This window comes from Pseudokineococcus sp. 5B2Z-1, assembly GCF_037482305.1.
Lineage (GTDB): Bacteria > Actinomycetota > Actinomycetes > Actinomycetales > Quadrisphaeraceae > Pseudokineococcus.
On sequence record NZ_JBBHZG010000004.1, the window covers coordinates 83,724 to 100,835 of the forward strand.

At 78.4% G+C, this 17,112-nt stretch carries 10 protein-coding genes, 1 tRNA gene and 1 pseudogene; 9 read left to right on the forward strand and 3 right to left on the reverse strand.

From position 1 onward, the window contains the following. Positions 1–186: 186 nt before the first annotated feature. Complete coding sequence (locus tag WDV85_RS11205; protein ID WP_339570691.1) at positions 187–2,523, forward strand: diguanylate cyclase domain-containing protein; 2,337 nt, start codon at positions 187–189, stop codon at positions 2,521–2,523. Between the two features lie 13 nt (positions 2,524–2,536). Here WDV85_RS11205 and WDV85_RS11210 read toward each other — a convergent pair whose 3' ends face one another. From WDV85_RS11210 to WDV85_RS11220, 3 genes are all read right to left on the reverse strand, one after another. Beyond that, the gene (locus WDV85_RS11210; protein ID WP_339570692.1) at positions 2,537–3,730 is read right to left on the reverse strand and encodes a Gfo/Idh/MocA family protein; all 1,194 of its coding nucleotides are present in this window, start codon (positions 3,728–3,730) and stop codon (positions 2,537–2,539) included. Between the two features lie 123 nt (positions 3,731–3,853). After that, the gene (locus WDV85_RS11215) at positions 3,854–5,131 is read right to left on the reverse strand and encodes a PP2C family protein-serine/threonine phosphatase (protein WP_339570693.1); all 1,278 of its coding nucleotides are present in this window, start codon (positions 5,129–5,131) and stop codon (positions 3,854–3,856) included. Between the two features lie 174 nt (positions 5,132–5,305). Next, a tRNA-Leu gene (locus WDV85_RS11220) sits at positions 5,306–5,389 on the reverse strand. Between the two features lie 192 nt (positions 5,390–5,581). On the opposite strand from WDV85_RS11220, the pseudogene WDV85_RS17155 reads away from it, so the two are divergent. The 8 genes and pseudogenes from WDV85_RS17155 to WDV85_RS11265 all read left to right on the forward strand — a co-directional run bounded on the left by WDV85_RS17155 (position 5,582) and on the right by WDV85_RS11265 (position 17,111). Then, positions 5,582–7,343 (forward strand): annotated as a pseudogene (locus WDV85_RS17155) (ABC transporter ATP-binding protein). A 147-nt stretch (positions 7,344–7,490) separates the two neighbouring features. Beyond that, positions 7,491–8,228, forward strand: a complete 738-nt coding sequence (locus tag WDV85_RS11235) for a DUF3662 and FHA domain-containing protein (RefSeq protein ID WP_339570694.1) — start codon at positions 7,491–7,493, stop codon at positions 8,226–8,228. Next, positions 8,225–8,722 (forward strand): FHA domain-containing protein FhaB/FipA, encoded by a 498-nt coding sequence (locus WDV85_RS11240; RefSeq protein WP_339570695.1) that lies wholly within the window; start codon positions 8,225–8,227, stop codon positions 8,720–8,722. The genes WDV85_RS11235 and WDV85_RS11240 overlap by 4 nt, the downstream gene beginning before the upstream one ends. Positions 8,723–8,726: 4 nt before the next feature. After that, complete coding sequence (locus WDV85_RS11245; RefSeq protein ID WP_339570696.1) at positions 8,727–10,157, forward strand: PP2C family protein-serine/threonine phosphatase; 1,431 nt, start codon at positions 8,727–8,729, stop codon at positions 10,155–10,157. A 3-nt stretch (positions 10,158–10,160) separates the two neighbouring features. After that, a complete protein-coding gene (locus tag WDV85_RS11250; protein ID WP_339570697.1) occupies positions 10,161–11,546 on the forward strand; it encodes an FtsW/RodA/SpoVE family cell cycle protein in 1,386 nt (461 codons plus the stop codon). Beyond that, on the forward strand, positions 11,543–13,027 hold the full coding sequence (locus tag WDV85_RS11255; RefSeq protein WP_339570698.1) for a peptidoglycan D,D-transpeptidase FtsI family protein: 1,485 nt from the start codon (positions 11,543–11,545) through the stop codon (positions 13,025–13,027). The genes WDV85_RS11250 and WDV85_RS11255 overlap by 4 nt, the downstream gene beginning before the upstream one ends. Further along, positions 13,024–14,904, forward strand: coding sequence for a serine/threonine-protein kinase (locus tag WDV85_RS11260; RefSeq protein ID WP_339570699.1), 1,881 nt, complete (start codon positions 13,024–13,026; stop codon positions 14,902–14,904). Before WDV85_RS11255 ends, WDV85_RS11260 begins: the two co-directional genes overlap by 4 nt. Then, positions 14,901–17,111, forward strand: coding sequence for a protein kinase domain-containing protein (locus WDV85_RS11265; protein ID WP_339570700.1), 2,211 nt, complete (start codon positions 14,901–14,903; stop codon positions 17,109–17,111). Before WDV85_RS11260 ends, WDV85_RS11265 begins: the two co-directional genes overlap by 4 nt. Position 17,112: the final 1 nt, after the last annotated feature.

Consider the following 17,112-nt stretch of genomic DNA (forward strand, 5'->3'; position numbering starts at 1 on the left):
GGGGAGGCGCGGCGGGGCGCGTCCACGCGACCCGCCGGGGGCGGAGCCGGGCGGGGGACGACGCCGCGGCGGGCGGAGGAGCCGTCGCACCCGCCGCTCAAGGTCCTCACCGCGCGTGCCGATGCACCGGCGGGGCCCTCCCGGGCCCCGCGCGGGGACCGGCCCCGCGGCGAGGGGGTGGCGCACATGGCTCGTCCGGCGGGGTGGCGCGAGGCGTCGGTCGACGTCGACGTCGACCGGCGCGACGACGCGCTGCGGACCGCGGGAGCCCTCGTCGTCTACGGCGCGCTCGCGGGCGCCGCGCGGGCCCACCCGGCGCTGCTCGAGCTGGCGTGGCCGGCCGGCGGCGTCGCGGCGCTGTGGCTCCTGGGCTCCTGGGGGCGCCCGTCCCGCCTCGTCCGCGACGCCGGGCTGCTCGTCGGCACGACCGTCCTCGCCTACGCCGCGGTGGGCGCGACGTCGGCGCGCGGCCTCGCCGTCGGGGCCATGGTGCTGCTCGCCTCGCTCGTCACGGTCCTCGTCCTGCGCCGGCTGACGCCGCCGACCGCCGCCGGGCGGGCCCCCCGCCTGGAGCGCCCCGCCGACCTCGGGGCCGTGCTGGCCGCGTCGGCGGCGAGCGGGCTCGTCCAGGCGCTCGTCAGCCCCAGCGTCATCAGCGCCGCCGACGGCGAGCACCTGCCCCTCGTCCTGTGGCCCTGGGGCCTGCGCGGCGCCGTCAGCACCTTCGTCGTCCTCGCCGTCGGCCTGCGGCTGGTCGCCGCCGCGGACGCCGCCCTGCTCCGCTCCCGGGCCCGGGGGCCGCGGCGCGCCGCCGCGGCCGGGGCCACCGGGCGCGCGGGCAGGGGCGCCGCCCTCGAGGCCGCGGCCGTCGTCACGGTCCTGGCCGCCGTCCACGCCGCCGGCGCCCTCACCGAGGACGTCGTCCTGCTCGGCCTCACCGTGCTCCCGCTCGCCGTCTGGGCCGGGCTGCGCCTGCCGACGACGTGGACGGCGGCGATCGTCCTCGCCGACGCGACCGCCGTCGTCCTCCTCAGCGCGCACGGGCTCGGCCCCGCGCAGCCGCTGCCGACGGGGCTGCAGGCGACGACGACGCAGGTTCTCGTGGGCGTCGTCACCTTCGTCACGCTCGTCCTGGCCCTGCACCGCGACGACCTCCTCCGCGCCGGCGCCCGCGAGCGCCGCGCCCGCGAGCGGGCGCAGGAGCAGGCCGACCTCCTCGGCGGCGTGCTCGCCAGCGCCCAGGAGGGCGTCGTCGTCGTCGACGCCGCGGGGCGCGTGCTCCTCGACAACGAGGCGGCGCGCGACCTGCTGGGCGTGCCCGCCGACGCCTCGCGGCGGGCGCAGGACGACGCCTTCGCCCTGCTCCACGTCGACGGGACGCCGGTCCCCGAGGACGAGATGCCGCTCGTGCGGGCCCTGCGCGGCGCCCGGACCACGGGCGCCGAGCTGCTCCTGCGCCGCAGCGACGGGACGGCGCGTCGCGTCGTTGTCACCGCGCACCCCCTGCCGGGCCCGGCGGGCGCCCACGGCGCCGTCGCGACCCTCCACGACGTCACCCGCGAGCGCGAGGCCGCCCAGGCCCTCGCCGAGAGCGAGCGGCTGTGCCGCCGGGCCCTCGACGCCTCGCCCCTCGGCATGCTCGTCCTGCCGCTCGACGAGCGGCCCCGCTGCGTGCTGCGCACCAACCCCGCCCTCGAGCGGCTGCTCGCGCGCACCGACCTGCCCGGCGAGGACGTCGCCGACGTCGTCGACCCGACCGACCTGCCCCTGCTCACCGCCGAGCTCGACGCGCTCGCCGACGGCGCCCCGCCCCGGCGCGTGGACGTCCGCCTCCTCGGCCCCGGCGGCCGGCGCCTGCGCGCCTCGTGCACCGCCTCGGTCGTGCGGCAGGGCGACGGGCGCCGCGAGGCCGTCCTGCTGCTCGAGGACCTCACGGCCCGCCACGAGGCGGAGCGGGCGCTCGCCCACGCCGCCCGGCACGACCCCCTCACCGGGGCGCCGAACCGCCGGGTCCTCACCGAGCGCCTGGACGCCCTCGTCGGCGGCGGCGCCCGCGACGGGGCCCGTGTCGGCGTCGTCTACCTCGACCTCGACGGCTTCAAGGACGTCAACGACGCCGAGGGCCACGCCGTCGGCGACGCCGTCCTGCGCGAGGCCGCGCGGCGCCTCGACGCCGTCGTCCGACCCGGCGACACGGTGGCGCGACTCGGCGGCGACGAGTTCGTCGTCGTGTGCCCCGACCTCTCCGCGGAGGCCGACCTCGCCGCCGTGGCCCAGCGCGTCGTCGACGCCCTGGGCGCCCCCTACGCGCCGCCGGCGCGCCGCCACCGCGTGACGGCCAGCGCCGGCACCGCGCTCGCCGCCCCCGGCGAGGACGCCGCGGCGCTGCTCGCCCGCGCCGACGCCGCCATGTACGCCGCCAAGCGCGCGGGCGGCGACCGGTGGTCCGACGGCGCCGCGCCGTCCGACGAGGCCCTCCCCGCCGGGACAGCTGTGCTCGCCCCCGCGCAGCCGGCCGGCTGAGAGGAGGCCCGGGTCAGCCGCCCGTCGACCAGCGCGGCTCGGCGTCGCCCCGCATGCTCGCGTGGAAGGGCGAGGACGCGTCCACCTCGCCGCGGGCCACGGTGGCGCCCGTGGCGGCCGAGGCGTAGAGCGCGGCCGCCAGCTCGAGCGTGCTGCGCGCGTCCGCCGTCGTCACGGGCGGCGGACGGCCCTCGAGCAGGGCGCGGCGCACCTCGCGGTACTGGGCGGCGTGGCCCGACGGGCCGCCGCCCGCCGTGGCCGCCCACGCCGGGGCCAGCTCCTGCGCCAGCCCGGGGGCCGGCGTGAGGGTCCAGTCGTCGTCGTCGTAGCCGTAGAGGTGCTCCAGCTCGACCGTGCCGCGCTCGCAGTCCAGGCGCACCCGGCTCGTCTCGCGCGCGCAGAGCACCGAGCTGACGACGACCGCGAGCCCGCCGTCCTCCAGCTCCACCGTCGCCGTGGACACGTCCTCGGTCTCCGTCGGGCGCGCCCGGCGGGCCGCCCGCGCCGTCACCGAGCGCCACGGGCCCGCGAGGGACAGGAGCAGGTCCACCTGGTGGATGCCGTGGCCCGTCGTCGGCCCCCCGCCCTCGGAGTCCCACCGGCCGCGCCAGGGGACGGCGAAGTAGGCGTCGGGCCGGTACCAGAGGGTCTCGCACAGGGCGACGTCCACGCGGCCGAGGTCGCCGCGGCGGAGCATCTCGCGCACGCCTACGGCCCGGCCGCCGAAGCGGTGCTGCGCCACGGTCGCGCACCACCCGCGGCTGGCCGCCTCCGCGGCGGCGACCTCGTCGAGCTGGGCCAGGGAGAGGGCCACCGGCTTCTCGACCAGCGCCGTCACGTCCCGCTCCAGGCACGCCACCGCCTGCTCGGCGTGGAGCCACGGCGGCGAGCACAGGGCGACGACGTCGACGCCGCCCGCCTCCTGCAGCCGGTCGAGCATCTCCGCGAGCGACGCCGCGGCCACCGGCGCCCCCCAGCGCCCCGCGAAGTCGGCCACGCGGCCAGCGTCGGGGTCGGCGCAGCCGACGAGCACCAGGTCGTCCGCGGCGGCGACGGCCTCGGCGTGCAGCCCCGACACGCCCCCGGTGCCGACGACGGCGACGCGCGTCGGCGCAGCCCCCTCGGTCCGCCGGCCGTCGGCCCGCTGCTCACCGCTCCGGGGCTCGGGGGCGTCCGCCCCCGCCGTCCCCGCCGTCGTCGTCGCCATCGCCGGACCTCCGCGTCCTCGTCGCCGTCACGTCCGCCGACACGGCGGAAAGCGCTTGCTCACCGTAGCGCCGGACGCGGGGTCGTCGGGGGCGGCGTCGTCAGGAGCGCAGGGCGCCGCGGGTCAGCCGTCGCCGTCGCGGGCCAGGACGAGGAGGGTGAGGTCGTCCGACCCCGCGCCCCCCGTGTGCCGCTCGACGGCGGCGAGGACGGCGTCCGCCGTGCGCCCCGCCGTCCCCGGGCCGCGGCGGGCGGCGGGCGGGAGGGCGTCGAGCGCGGCGAGGAGGCCCTCCTCGCCGAGCATGCGACGGGAGCCGTCCATCGCCTCGGTGACCCCGTCGGTGTAGAGGACGAGCTGGTCGCCGTGGCGCAGCGCCACCCGCTCCTCGTGGACGACGACCTCGGGCAGCAGCCCCAGCAGCGAGCCGTGGCGCCCGACGAGACGCGGCGGCCCCTCCGCGGGCAGCAGCACGGGCCGCGGGTGGCCGGCGAGCGCGACGACGACCTCGTCGGCCGGGCCCCGGCCGTCGGTGGTGGGGCCGTCCGTCGTCGAGCCGTCCGTGGTCGGGCCGTCCGCCGCGGGCAGGGCGAGGAGCGCCAGCGTGGCGAAGCGGCCGTCCATCGCGTCGCGGACGACGCCGCCGACCTCGCGCAGGAGCGGCCCCGGGCGCCGCTCGCCCGCCGCCGCCCCGCGCAGGGCCCAGCGCAGGACCCCGGTCGTCGCCGCGGCCCGGGGACCGCGGCCGGAGACGTCGCCGATGAAGGCGTACCAGCCGCCGTCCGGACGGGGCAGGACGTCGTAGACGTCGCCGCTGACCTCGCCGCGCGACCCGTCCGGCCGGGTCGCCGGGGAGTAGCGCACCGCCGTCCGGTACCCGGCCAGCTGCGGCAGCGTCGCGGGCACGAGGGTGCGCTGGAGCTGGTCGGCGATCTCGGCCTGCTCCGCGCGCAGCACGTCGCGGGCGCGCTCGGCCACGACCTGCGCCGTGACGTCGCGCTGCACGGCGACGTAGTGGGTGACCCGCCCCTCGGCGTCGCGCAGCGGGGACAGCGACAGCTCGTTGGAGAAGACCGCGCCGTCCGCCCGCCGGTTCGGCAGGGTGACGACGCCGGACGCCCCGGCCTCGAGCAGGGCGCGGATGCGGGCGGGCGCGTCCCCGACGTCCAGACCGTCCTGGAGGAAGCGGCAGTTGCGCCCGAGCGCCTCGGCCGCCGGGTAGCCGGTCGTGCGCGTGAAGGCGGGGTTGACGTACACGAGCGGCTCGTCGGGCGCCGTGACGTCGGCGACGCACACCGCCTGGTCGACGGCCTCGAGCGCCGCGACGAGGAGACCCTGGCCGCTCGCGGGGCCCACGGTCGCGCCGACGCCGGCGGGCGCGCCGAGGCTCGGGCTGCGCGGCACGGAGGGCTCCTTCGGGCAGCGGGCGGGGGGCGGTCGCGGGGGCGGCGAGGCCGTCGACGCTACCTGCGCGGCGGGCGGAGCGGCGGGCGAGGGCCGGTGGGGCGGGGCACCTGCGGCACCCCCATCGGGACGGCAGCAGCCCCGGACCACCGGTCCGGGGCTGCTGGCTCGCGGTGCGCGAGGGGGGAGTCGAACCCCCACGCCCTCTCGGGCACACGGACCTGAACCGTGCGCGTCTGCCTGTTCCGCCACTCGCGCGAGCGGGGTGAACGCTAGCACGCGGGCGCCCTCGCCCCCGCCGCCGCGGAGGGGGCGCCCCGCGGCGCGGGAGGGGGCGGCCACGTCGAGCGGCCAGGGTCGGGCGGGCGGTCCTCCTGGGGACGACGGTCGGCGCGCCGACGGCGGTGCAAGCGCTTTCCATCGGCCGCCCTCCGGTGTGACCATGGGCGCGTGACCTCCCGCGCACCGCTGCCCGACCTCGACGGGGAGCGTCCGCTGCGCTCGGCCCTGCGGCTCCTGCGGCCCCACCGGCGGGGCGTCGCCGCGGCCGTCGCCTGCATGGCCGTCAAGGAGACGCCCGTGTGGCTCATGCCCGTCGTCACCGGGCGGGTCGTCGACGTGCTCGTGGCCGGCGGGCCCCTGCGCGAGCTGTGGCTGTGGACCGCCGTGGCGCTCGCGGCCCTCGCCGTCAACTACCCCGGCATGGTGCAGTTCACCCAGCGGTACATGGGCGCGGTCCGCACGGTGGGCGCCGACCTCCGCAACGCCCTCACCGAGCGTCTGCAGACCCTGTCCATCGGCTTCCACACGCGCGTCAGCGCCGCCGTCGTCCAGACGAAGGACGTGCGACGACGTCGAGAACGTCGAGCTCATGCTCGCCCAGGTCGCCCACCCGCTGCTGTCGGCGGCGCTCGTCGTCGTCGGCGCGGTGGTGATGACGGCGGTCGCCGTGCCGCAGTTCCTGCCGGTGTACGCCCTCACCATCCCGCTGGCCGTGGGGCTGCGGTACGTGCTCGGCCGCCGCTCGCGGCGGCGCAACCAGGACCTGCGCCAGGAGGTCGAGCGCTTCTCCGCGCGCGTGGGCGAGATGGCCGTCCTCATGCCCATCACGCGCGCCCACGGGCTGGAGCGCACCGCGGCCGACCGCGTCGCGACGGGCGCGCTCGACGTGCGCGAGGCGGGGTTCCGCCTCGACATGCTCAACGGCCGCTTCGCGTCCGCGTCGTGGGTGTCCCTTCAGCTGCTCGGCGTCGTCTGCCTCGTGGCCGCGGCGTCGACGTCGCTCACGGGGCTGCTCGCCATCACCCCCGGCGAGGTCGTGCAGCTCTCCTCCTACTTCGCACTCCTCACCGGCGCGATGACGAGCCTGCTCATGCTCCTGCCCGTGGGCGCCCGGGGCCTGGAGTCGGTCCGGTCCATCGCCGAGGTGCTCGCCGAGCCCGACCTCGAGGTCAACGAGGGCCGGCGGGCCGTCGACGCCGTCGAGGGCCGGCTCGTGCTCGAGGGCGTCTCCTACCGCTACCCCGGCGCCGAGGAGGACGCGCTCTGCGCGGTCGACCTCGAGGTCCGGCCCGGGGAGGTCGTCGCCTTCGTCGGGCCGTCGGGCTCGGGCAAGTCGACGGTCCTCAACCTCGTGCTGGGCTTCGTGCGCCCGACGGCGGGCCGCCTGCTCGTCGACGGCGCCGACGCCGCCGGGCTCGACCTGCGCACCGTGCGCCGCCACGTCTCCGTCGTCCCGCAGGAGCCCGTGCTCTTCGAGGGGTCGGTGCGCGAGAACGTCACCTACGGCCTCGTCGACGTGCCCGACGAGCGGGTGCGGCGGGCGCTCGCCGACGCAGGCGCCGACGGCTTCGTCGACGCGCTCCCGCAAGGGTGGGACACGGTCGTCGGCCAGCGCGGCGCCCGCCTGTCCGGCGGCCAGCGCCAGCGCCTCGCCATCGCCCGGGCGCTCGTGCGCGACCCGCGCCTCCTCCTGCTCGACGAGGCCACGTCCGCGCTCGACCCGGAGGCCGAGGGCGTCGTCCAGGAGGCCCTGGGCCGCCTCATGCGGGGTCGCACGACCCTCGTCGTGGCCCACCGGCTCACCACCGTGCGGGCCGCCGACCGCATCGTCGTCCTCGAGGGCGGCCGGGTCCGCGAGGTCGGCCCCCGCGCGGAGCTGCTCGGCGCGGACGGCCGCTACGCCGCCCTCGAGCGCGCGCAGGGGCTCTGACCGCGGACCCGCCGCCGTCCGGACCCGCCGCCGCCCGGGGCCGCCCCGCGTGGCCGCCCGGTGCCGTCGGACGTCGTCGCTAGGGTGGCGCGCCAGGCGATCGCCGCCGAGCAGGTGCGGCGGCGGACGGGCAGGAGGGAGGCCGGCGTGGGAGTCCTCGACCGCTTCGAGAAGCGCATCGAGCGCGCCGTCAACGGCGTCTTCGCCCGTGCCTTCAAGAGCGAGGTGCAGCCGGTCGAGCTCGCGAGCGCCCTGCGCCGGGAGACCGACACCTCAGCCCAGGTCCTCAGCCGCGAGCGCACGCTCGTCCCCAACGCCTTCACCGTGGCCCTGGGGCCCTCCGACCACGAGCGCATCGCCACGTGGGACGAGGCCCTCGGCGAGGAGCTGGCCGACGCCGTCACCGAGCACGCCCGCACCCAGCACTACTCCTTCCTCGGCCCCGTCTCGGTGGCGTTCGAGCGCGACGAGGACCTCGAGACCGGCGTCTTCACGGTCCGCAGCGCACGGGTCAAGGGGTCCATCGCCCCCGCCACGGCGGCGACGGCGACGCCCGAGCACCCCGTCGTCGACGTCGACGGCACGCGCTACCAGCTCACGGGGCGCTCCACCGTCATCGGGCGGGGCAGCGAGTCCGACGTCGTCGTCGACGACCCGGGCGTCTCCCGGCGCCACGTCGAGATCCGCCTCGACGGCGGCCGGGCGAGCGTGCGCGACCTCGGCTCGACCAACGGCACCTACGTCGACGGCCGCCGGGTCGACGCCGGCCCCCTCGTCGACGGCGCCGTGGTGAGCATCGGGCGCACCCGCATCACCTTCTCCAGCCGCGACCGCACCCGCCGCCGGGACGACGACGGCACCGGGACGATCGGGGCCGCCCGGTGAGCGAGCTCACCTACACCGTCCTGCGCCTCGGGCTGCTCGTGCTCCTGTGGGTGCTCGTGCTCGCCGTCGTCGGCGTCCTGCGGCGCGACGTCTTCGGCACCCGCGTCGTCCCGCGCCCGTCGGAGGGGCGGCCCGCCGCCCCGGGGCGCCCGCCGCGGGCGGCGCGCGAGGACCGACCGGCCCCGCCGCCGGAGGACCGCACCGTGCCGCGGCAGGTCGTCGTCGTCGAGGGCCCGCTGCGGGGGACGGGCCTCGCGCTCGGCTCCGCGCCCGTCCTCGTGGGCCGCTCCCCGGACTGCTCGCTCGTCCTCGAGGACGACTACGCCTCGGGGCGCCACCTGCGCCTCTTCCCGCGCGACGGGCGCTGGTGGGTCGAGGACCTGGGCTCGACGAACGGCACGCTGCTCGGCCGGGAGCCGCTGGGCGCGCCCGCGCCGGTCGAGGCGGGCGCCCAGCTGCGCATCGGCCGCACCGTCCTCGAGCTGCGGCGGTAGCGGCGTGGCCACCGCCCTGCGCTACGCCGCGCGCTCCGACGTCGGCCTCGTCCGGTCCTCGAACCAGGACTCGGCCTACGTGGGCCCGCACCTGCTCGTCGTCGCCGACGGCATGGGCGGGCACGCCGGCGGAGACGTCGCCTCCTCCATCGCGGTGGCCGAGCTGAGCCGGCTCGAGGGCGAGTCCCACGGCGCCGACGCCCTGGGCCACCTCGAGGAGGCCGTGCGGCGGGCCTCCGCCCGCCTGTCCGAGCGGGTGCGGGAGGAGCCGGCCCTCGCCGGCATGGGCACGACCGTCACGGCGCTGCTGCGCAGCGGGGACCGCCTGGCGCTGGCCCACATCGGCGACAGCCGCGCGTACGTGCTCCGCGACGGCGAGCTCGCCCAGGTCACCCACGACCACACGTTCGTCCAGCACCTCGTCGACGAGGGCCGCATCACCGCCGAGGAGGCCGAGCACCACCCGCAGCGGTCGGTGCTCCTGCGGGTGCTCGGCGACATCGACTCCAGCCAGGAGCTCGACACCTCGGTCCGCGAGGCGCGCACCGGCGACCGGTGGCTCCTGTGCTCGGACGGCCTGTCCGGGATGGTCGGGCACGCGACGCTGCGCGAGGCGCTCGCGGGCGTGCCCGACGTCGGCGAGTGCGCCGACCTCCTCGTCCAGCTCGCGCTGCGCGGCGGCGGCTCCGACAACGTCACCGTCGTCGTGGCCGACGTCGTCGACGTGGCCACGGCGCCGCCCGACCACACGGCCGTCGTCGGCGCCGCCGCCGCCGAGCACGCCCGCCCGACCGGCGACGCCACCTCGCCCGCCGCCCGCGGGGCCGCCCTCGGCCGCCCGGCGCCCGCGGGGGACGACGGCCCCGGCGGGGCGGCCGGCGCCACGGGCGCGGCCGGGGGCGGGCGCCGTCGCGGCCCGTGGCCCCGCGTGCTCGCCGGCGCCGTCCTCGTCGCCGGCGTCCTCGCCGCGTGGCGCTGGAGCCAGGACCAGTACTTCGTGGGCGCCGACGCCGACGGCCGCGTCGCCGTCTTCCGCGGCCTGCCGCAGGACGTGGGCCCGCTCCGCCTGTCCTCCGTCGTCGAGGAGGCCGGGCTCGAGCTCGCCGACCTGCGCCCCGTCTCCCGCGGCGCCGTCAGCGAGGGCATCACCGTCGACGACCTCGCCGCGGCCCGCCGGGTCGTCGCGACGCTGCTCGGCCAGGCGTGCCCCGCGCCGTCCCCGGAGCCCGCGCCGTCCCCGGAGCCGGAGCCGACGCCGTCCCCGACGACCGCACCCACCGCAGCGCCGACGACCGGAGCACCCACCGCCGCACCGGCCCCCGGGGCGACCGCCGCCCCGACGCCGACAGCGGCGGACGGGGACGCCTCCGCCTCCGGGGACGGCGGGGCCGAGGACGTGCCCGCGGGCTGCGCCGCCCTGGACGGGGAGGGCTGAGCCGTGGCCGTCGTCACCCAGCACGCCGCGCGCAGCCGCCGCGGCACCGAGCTGCTGCTCCTCGTCCTCGCCGTCGGCGTGGCCGTGCTCGCCTACGGCGTGGTCGGCCTCGGGGTCGACGGGGAGTGGAGCGCGGGCCTGCCCCAGTACGGCGGGGGCCTCGCCGCGCTGGCGCTCGTCGTCCACGGCGTCCTGCGGTGGCGCGCGCCCTACGCCGACCCGGTGCTCCTGCCCGTGGCGGTCGCGCTCAACGGCCTCGGGCTGGCCGTCATCCACCGGCTCGACCTCGCCGAGGGCTCCGCGCAGGCGCCGCGGCAGCTGCTGTGGTCGGCCATCGGCGTCGTCGCGGCGACCGCGGTGGTCGTGGCGCTGCGCGACCACCGGCTCCTGCGCCGCTACACCTTCGTCGCCATGGCGGCGAGCCTCGTCCTGCTGCTCCTGCCGCTGCTGCCCGTGCTCGGCCGCACGATCAACGGGGCGCGGATCTGGATCGGCGTCGGCCCGCTCTCCTTCCAGCCCGGCGAGATCGCCAAGATCACCCTGGCCGTCTTCTTCGCCGGCTACCTCGTCACGGCCCGCGACACGCTCTCCCTCGCCGGGCGCCGCGTCCTCGGGCTGCGGCTGCCCCGGGGCCGCGACCTCGGGCCGATCCTCGTCGCCTGGGCCGGCAGCGTCGGCGTCCTCGTCCTCCAGCGCGACCTCGGCACGTCGCTGCTCTTCTTCGGGCTCTTCGTCGCCGTGCTCTACCTGGCGACGGAGCGGGTCAGCTGGATCGCCATCGGCCTGGTGCTCTTCGCGGGCGGCGCCTACGTCGCCTACCAGCTCTTCGGCCACGTCCAGCAGCGCGTCTCGGGCTGGCTCGACCCCTTCGACCCCGAGGTCTACGACCGCGCCGCCGGCGGCAGCTACCAGCTCGTCCAAGGCCTGTTCGGCCTCGCCAACGGCGGCCTCACGGGCACGGGTCTCGGACGCGGCCGGCCCGACATCGTCCCCTTCGCCAACAGCGACTTCGTGCTCGCGAGCCTCGGGGAGGAGCTGGGCCTCGCCGGGCTCTTCGCCGTGCTGGCGCTCTACCTCGTCCTCGTCGAGCGCGGTCTGCGGACGGCCATCGGCGTGCGCGACGGCTTCGGCAAGCTCCTCGCCGGCGGCCTCGCCTTCACCGTCGCGCTGCAGTGCTTCGTCGTCGCCGGGGGCGTCCTGCGGGTCATCCCCCTCACCGGCCTCACCATGCCGTTCCTCGCCGCCGGCGGCTCCTCCCTGCTGACGAACTGGATCATCATCGGCCTCCTGCTCCGCATCTCCGACGCCGCGCGCCGCCCCGCGCCGACGCCGTCGCCGGCCCCCGCCGGGCCCGCGACGAGCGAGACGCAGATCGTGAGGACGGTGTGAACACCCCGCTGCGCCGCCTCTCCCTCGTCGTCGCCCTCCTCTTCGCCCTGCTGCTCGGCAGCGCCACCTGGGTGCAGTTCGTCGACGCGGGGGACCTGCGCGACGACCCGCGCAACTCCCGGACGCTGCTCGCCGAGCTCGGCCGCGACCGCGGGCCCATCACCGCCGCGACGGGGGAGGTCCTCGCCGAGTCCGTGCCGGCCGAGGGCCCCATCGCCTACCGCCGCACGTACCCCGGCGACCCGTCCGCCGCCACGTGGGCGCACGTCACGGGCTTCTACTCCGTCGTCTACGGCGCCACGGGGGTCGAGGACGCCCTCGGGTCCCTGCTGGCGGGAACGGCGGACGAGCTCTTCTACCGCCGCCTGTCCGACCTCGTCACCGGCCGCGAGCCCTCCGGCGCCTCCGTCGAGCTGACGCTGCAGCCCGAGGTGCAGGAGGCCGCGGCGGAGGCCCTCGGCGACCAGCGCGGCGCCGTCGTCGCGCTCGAGCCGAGCACGGGCCGGGTGCTGGCGATGGTCTCCTCGCCGTCCTACGACCCGGGCGAGCTGGCCTCCCTCGACACCGAGGAGGTGCGCCAGGCGTACGCGCGGCTGCTCGAGGACGACGCCGACCCGCTGGTCAACCGGGCCGTCGCCGGCGACCTGTACCCGCCGGGGTCGGTGTTCAAGCTCGTGACGGCCGCGGCCGCCCTCGAGACGGGCGACTACACGCCCCAGTCGGTGCTGCCGGGCCCCGCCGAGCTGCCCCTGCCCCTGACGACGATCTCGCTGCCGAACGTCAGCGGCGAGGCCTGCGGACCCGGTGACGAGGTGTCCCTCGCCGACGCGCTGCGCATCTCGTGCAACACCGCCTTCGGCTCCCTCGGCCTGTCGCTGCCCGACGGCGCCGTCGCCGACGAGGCGGCCGAGCTCGGCTTCGGCCGGGCCCTGCAGGTGCCGCTGCGCGTGACGCCGAGCACCTACCCCGAGGACCTCGACGAGCCGCAGCGCGCCCTCGCGGCGATCGGCCAGGAGAGCGTGCGCGTGACGCCGCTGCAGGTCGCCATGGTGAGCGCGGCGATCGCCAACGACGGCGTGCTCATGGCGCCGCAGATGGTCGCCTCGGTCAACGCCGAGGACCTGTCCGTCGTCGACGCGCCGGAGCCCCGCGAGCTGGGGCGCGCCATGTCGGAGGACACGGCCGCCGCCCTCACGCAGATGATGGAGCTCGTCGTCCAGGACGGGACGGGCACCGCGGCGCAGATCAGCGGGGTCGACGTCGCCGGCAAGTCGGGGACGGCGGAGGTCGGCGACACGGACGGCGACGGCTCCCCGGAGGACCCGCACGCGTGGTTCACGGCCTTCGCCCCGGCGCAGGACCCGCAGGTCGCGGTCGCGGTGGTCGTGGAGAACGGTGGTGACGCCGGCAGCGAGGCCTCCGGCGGCCGGACGGCGGCGCCGATCGCGCGCCAGGTGGTGGAAGCGGTGATCGGACGATGAGGCCCTCCGCGGGTGACGTGCTGGGGCGCTACGAGCTGGTCGACCGCGTCGCGGTCGGCGGCATGGGCGAGGTGTGGGCCGCGCGCGACGAGGTCCTCGGCCGCGAGGTCGCGGTGAAGATCCTCAAGGAGGAGTTCACCGGCGACCCGGGCTTCCTCGAGCGCTTCCGCGCCGAGGCCCGGCACTCGGCGGGGCTGTCGCACCCCAACATCGCGGGCGTCTACGACTACGGCGAGGTCGAGGGCTCGGCCTACCTCGTCATGGAGCTCGTCCCCGGCGCGCCCCTGTCCGACCTCATCGCCCGCGAGGGGCCGATGGACCCGCTGCGCGCCGTGCGCGTCATGGCCCAGGCCGCCTCGGGCCTGGGCGCGGCGCACGCCGCCGGCGTCGTCCACCGCGACGTCAAGCCGGGCAACCTCCTCATCACCCCGGACGGCGACGTCAAGGTCACCGACTTCGGCATCGCCCGGGCGGGCGACCAGGCGCCGCTGACGCGCACCGGCCAGGTCATGGGCACCGCCCAGTACCTCGCGCCGGAGCAGGCGATGGGGCGGCCCGCGCTGCCCGCCAGCGACGTGTACGCCCTCGGGGTGGTGGCCCACGAGATGCTCACGGGCGAGCGGCCCTTCACGGGCGACTCGCAGGTGGCCGTGGCGATGGCGCAGGTCAACGACGCGCCGCCGCCGCTGCCCGACCACGTGCCGGACGGCGTCCGCGAGCTCGTCGAGGTCTGTCTGCGCAAGGACCCGACGCGCCGTCCCAGCGACGGCAGCCAGCTGGCCGCCGTGGCGGCGGCCCTCGGCCGCGGCGACGAGGCCGGGGCGCACCGGGCGCTCGTCGCGGCCGGCCTGCTCGGGGGCGCGACGGCCGCGGCGACCACCACGGCGATGCCCGCGCAGGCCCCGACGGCGGCCACCCGCGTCCAGGGCCCCGTGACCCCGCCGGTGCCCGCGGCCCCCGTGCCCGGCCCGCGGCCCGGGCAGCAGGAGCCCACCTCCGGGGGCGGGCGCTCGCGCACGCCGCTCGTCGTGCTGCTCGTCCTGCTGCTCGTCGGGGCCCTCGCCGGCCTCGTGTACGTGCTCGCGCAGGGCGACGGCGCGGAGCCCGACCCGGTGCCCTCCACGTCGCCGTCGCCCAGCGCCTCGACGCCGAGCCCCTCGCCCACGGAGACCGAGGAGACCGTCGAGGTCGACGCGGACGACTACGTCGGACGCCCCCTCGACGACGTGCTGAGCGAGCTGCAGGACCTCGGCTTCCGCGTCACCTCGCGGGCGCAGGCCACGAGCGAGGAGGACCCGCTCACGGTGCTCGACGTCAGCCCCGAGGGCGACCTGTCGACCGACCAGCAGCTCGTCGTCACCTACGCGGAGGCCCCGGAGACGACGCAGGCGCCGGAGCCCGAGCCCGAGCCCGAGGAGACGACCCCGGAGCCGCAGCCCACCGCGGAGGAGACGACGCCGGCGCCGGAGCCCGCGGAGACCACGCCCGCGGACGACGGCACGGCGACGGACGCCGGGGCTGCGCCTCCCGGCGGCCAGGTCGGCGGCACCGACGAGGGTGGTGGCCAGGACGCCGACGAGGGCAGCGGCACCGGGCAGGGGAACGACCCGGGCAACGGGCAGGGGAACGGCCAGGGCACCGGGCAGGGCAACGGGCAGGGCAACGGCCAGGGCAACGGGCAGGGGACCGCCGACGGCGCCGGGGTCGAACGGGTCTCCTCCGGTCCCGGCGCCGCGGGCCAGGAGGTGGCCGCGCAGGCGCGCGAGGGGGCGCAGGGCGCCGGCGAGGAGCGGGCGCCCGGCGGTGCGGAGCCTGCGGCGCCGGGCGCCGGGCGCGGCGCCCCGGTGCGCGCCGGGGCCGGCGTCGGCGGCCCGTGACGAGCAGCGGCGAGGGCGGCCAGGACCGGCGCCCGCCGGGGACGGGCCCTGGTGCAGGTCCGGGCACAGGTCCGGTCGAGGGCGAGCACGAGGGGCCGCCGACCGCGGCGCTGCCCGTGACGCCGTCCCCCGGGGCCGCAGCGGACGGGACGGCCGGGTCACTGGACGCGGAGCCGACCGGGACGCCCCGCGTCCTCGGTGGGCGCTACGAGCTGGGGCGCGTCCTGGGCCGCGGCGGGATGGCGGTCGTCCACGAGGCGCACGACCGCCTCCTCGGGCGCCAGGTCGCCGTCAAGCTGCTGCGCAGCGACCTCGCGGAGGACGGCGAGGTGCTGGCGCGCTTCCGCCGCGAGGCGCGGTCCGTGGCCGCGCTCAACCACCCCGCCGTGGTCGGCGTCCACGACGTCGGCGAGGAGCCGGGGCGCGACGGCGGCACGAGCACGCCCTTCCTCGTCATGGAGCTCGTCCGCGGCGCCACCGTCCGCGACCTGCTCGACCAGCACCGCCCTCCCGAGCAGCACCGCCCTCTCGAGCAGCACCGCCCTCACGACCGGCACCGCCCTCCTGCGGGCGCGAGCGCCGGCGAGCGCCCCTCGGCCGGCGACGGGCGGGGCGACGACGACGGGTGGGCGGACGACCGCGACGAGCAGGGCGCCCGCCCCGGGCAGCCCGGCGTGGACCTCGAGACGGCCGTCGCCGTCACCGCCGGCGTCCTCGGCGCCCTCGCCTACAGCCACCGCGCCGGCATCGTGCACCGCGACATCAAGCCCGCCAACGTCATGCTGACGCCCGAGGGCCAGGTCAAGGTCATGGACTTCGGCATCGCACGGGCGCTCGCGGACGCCGGCGCGACGGCCACGCACACCTCCGTCGTGCTCGGCACGGCCCAGTACCTCTCGCCCGAGCAGGCGCGCGGCCGGCCGGTGGACGCCCGCACCGACCTCTACTCGACCGGCTGCCTGCTCTACGAGCTGCTCACGGGCCGGCCCCCCTTCCAGGGCGACTCCGCGGTCTCCCTGGCCTACCAGCACGTCGGCGAGGCGCCCGACCCGCCGTCGGCCCACCGCACCGGGCTGCCCCCGGCCCTGGACGGCGTCGTGCTGCGGGCGCTCGCCAAGGAGCCGGCGGACCGCTACCCCGACGCCGAGACCTTCCGGCGCGACCTCGAGGACGCCGCGCGCGGGCTCGACGTCGCCGGCCCGGCCGCCGTGGCGGCGGCCAGCACGACCGTCGTCCCGCCGGTGGCGCCCCCTCCGCCGTCCCCCGGTCCCGTGCCGCTGGGCCCCGTGCCGCTGGGGGACGGCGAGGAGCCGACGGAGGGGGGCGGCCGCGGCCGCCGCGCCGTCGTCGTGCTCGCCGCCCTCGTGGCCCTGGCCCTCGTCGCGCTCGCGGCGGTGCTCGTGCCCCGCCTCACCGGCGAGGACCCGGCGCCCACGTCCACCGTCCCCGACGTCGTCGGCAGCACGGCCGAGGCCGCGCGGGCGGCGGTCGAGCGGGCGGGGCTCGCCTACGCGGAGGAGTCGGCGCCGTCGGAGGAGGTGTCCGAGGGGCGCGTCGCCGAGCAGGACCCGGCCGCCGGCGGGACGGCCCCCCGCGGCAGCACCGTCACCGTCGTCGTCTCCACCGGCCCCACCGCCGTCGCCGTCCCCGACCTCGCCGGGCGCACGGAGGGGCAGGCGGCCTCCGACCTCGCGGCGGTGGGCCTGCGCCTCGGCGACGTCGAGCGCCGCCCCGACCCGAGCGCCCCCGAGGGCGTCGTGCTCACGAGCGACCCGTCGTCCGGGGCGAGCGCCGCGCCGGGGTCCGCGGTCGACCTCGTCGTCTCCGACGGCACCGTGGAGATCGACGACTACCGGGGGCTGCCGCAGACGGAGGCGCAGCGGGCCCTCAGCGCATTGCAGCTGCAGTCCGACGTCCAGTTCACCGAGAGCGACGCGGCCGAGGGCACGGTCGTGCGGCAGGACCCCGGGGCCGGGCCCGTGCCGCAGGGCTCCACGGTCGTGCTCGTCGTGGCGACGCCCCCGCCGCCCACGCCGACGACGCCTCCCGCGCCGACGCCGACCGAGGCCCCCACGACGCCCGAGCCCACCGAGCCGGAGCCGACGACCCCCGAGCCCACCACGCCGGAGCCGACGACGCCCGAGCCCACCACGCCGGAGCCGACGACGCCCGAGCCGACGACCACGCAGACCCCGCCGGGAGGCTGAG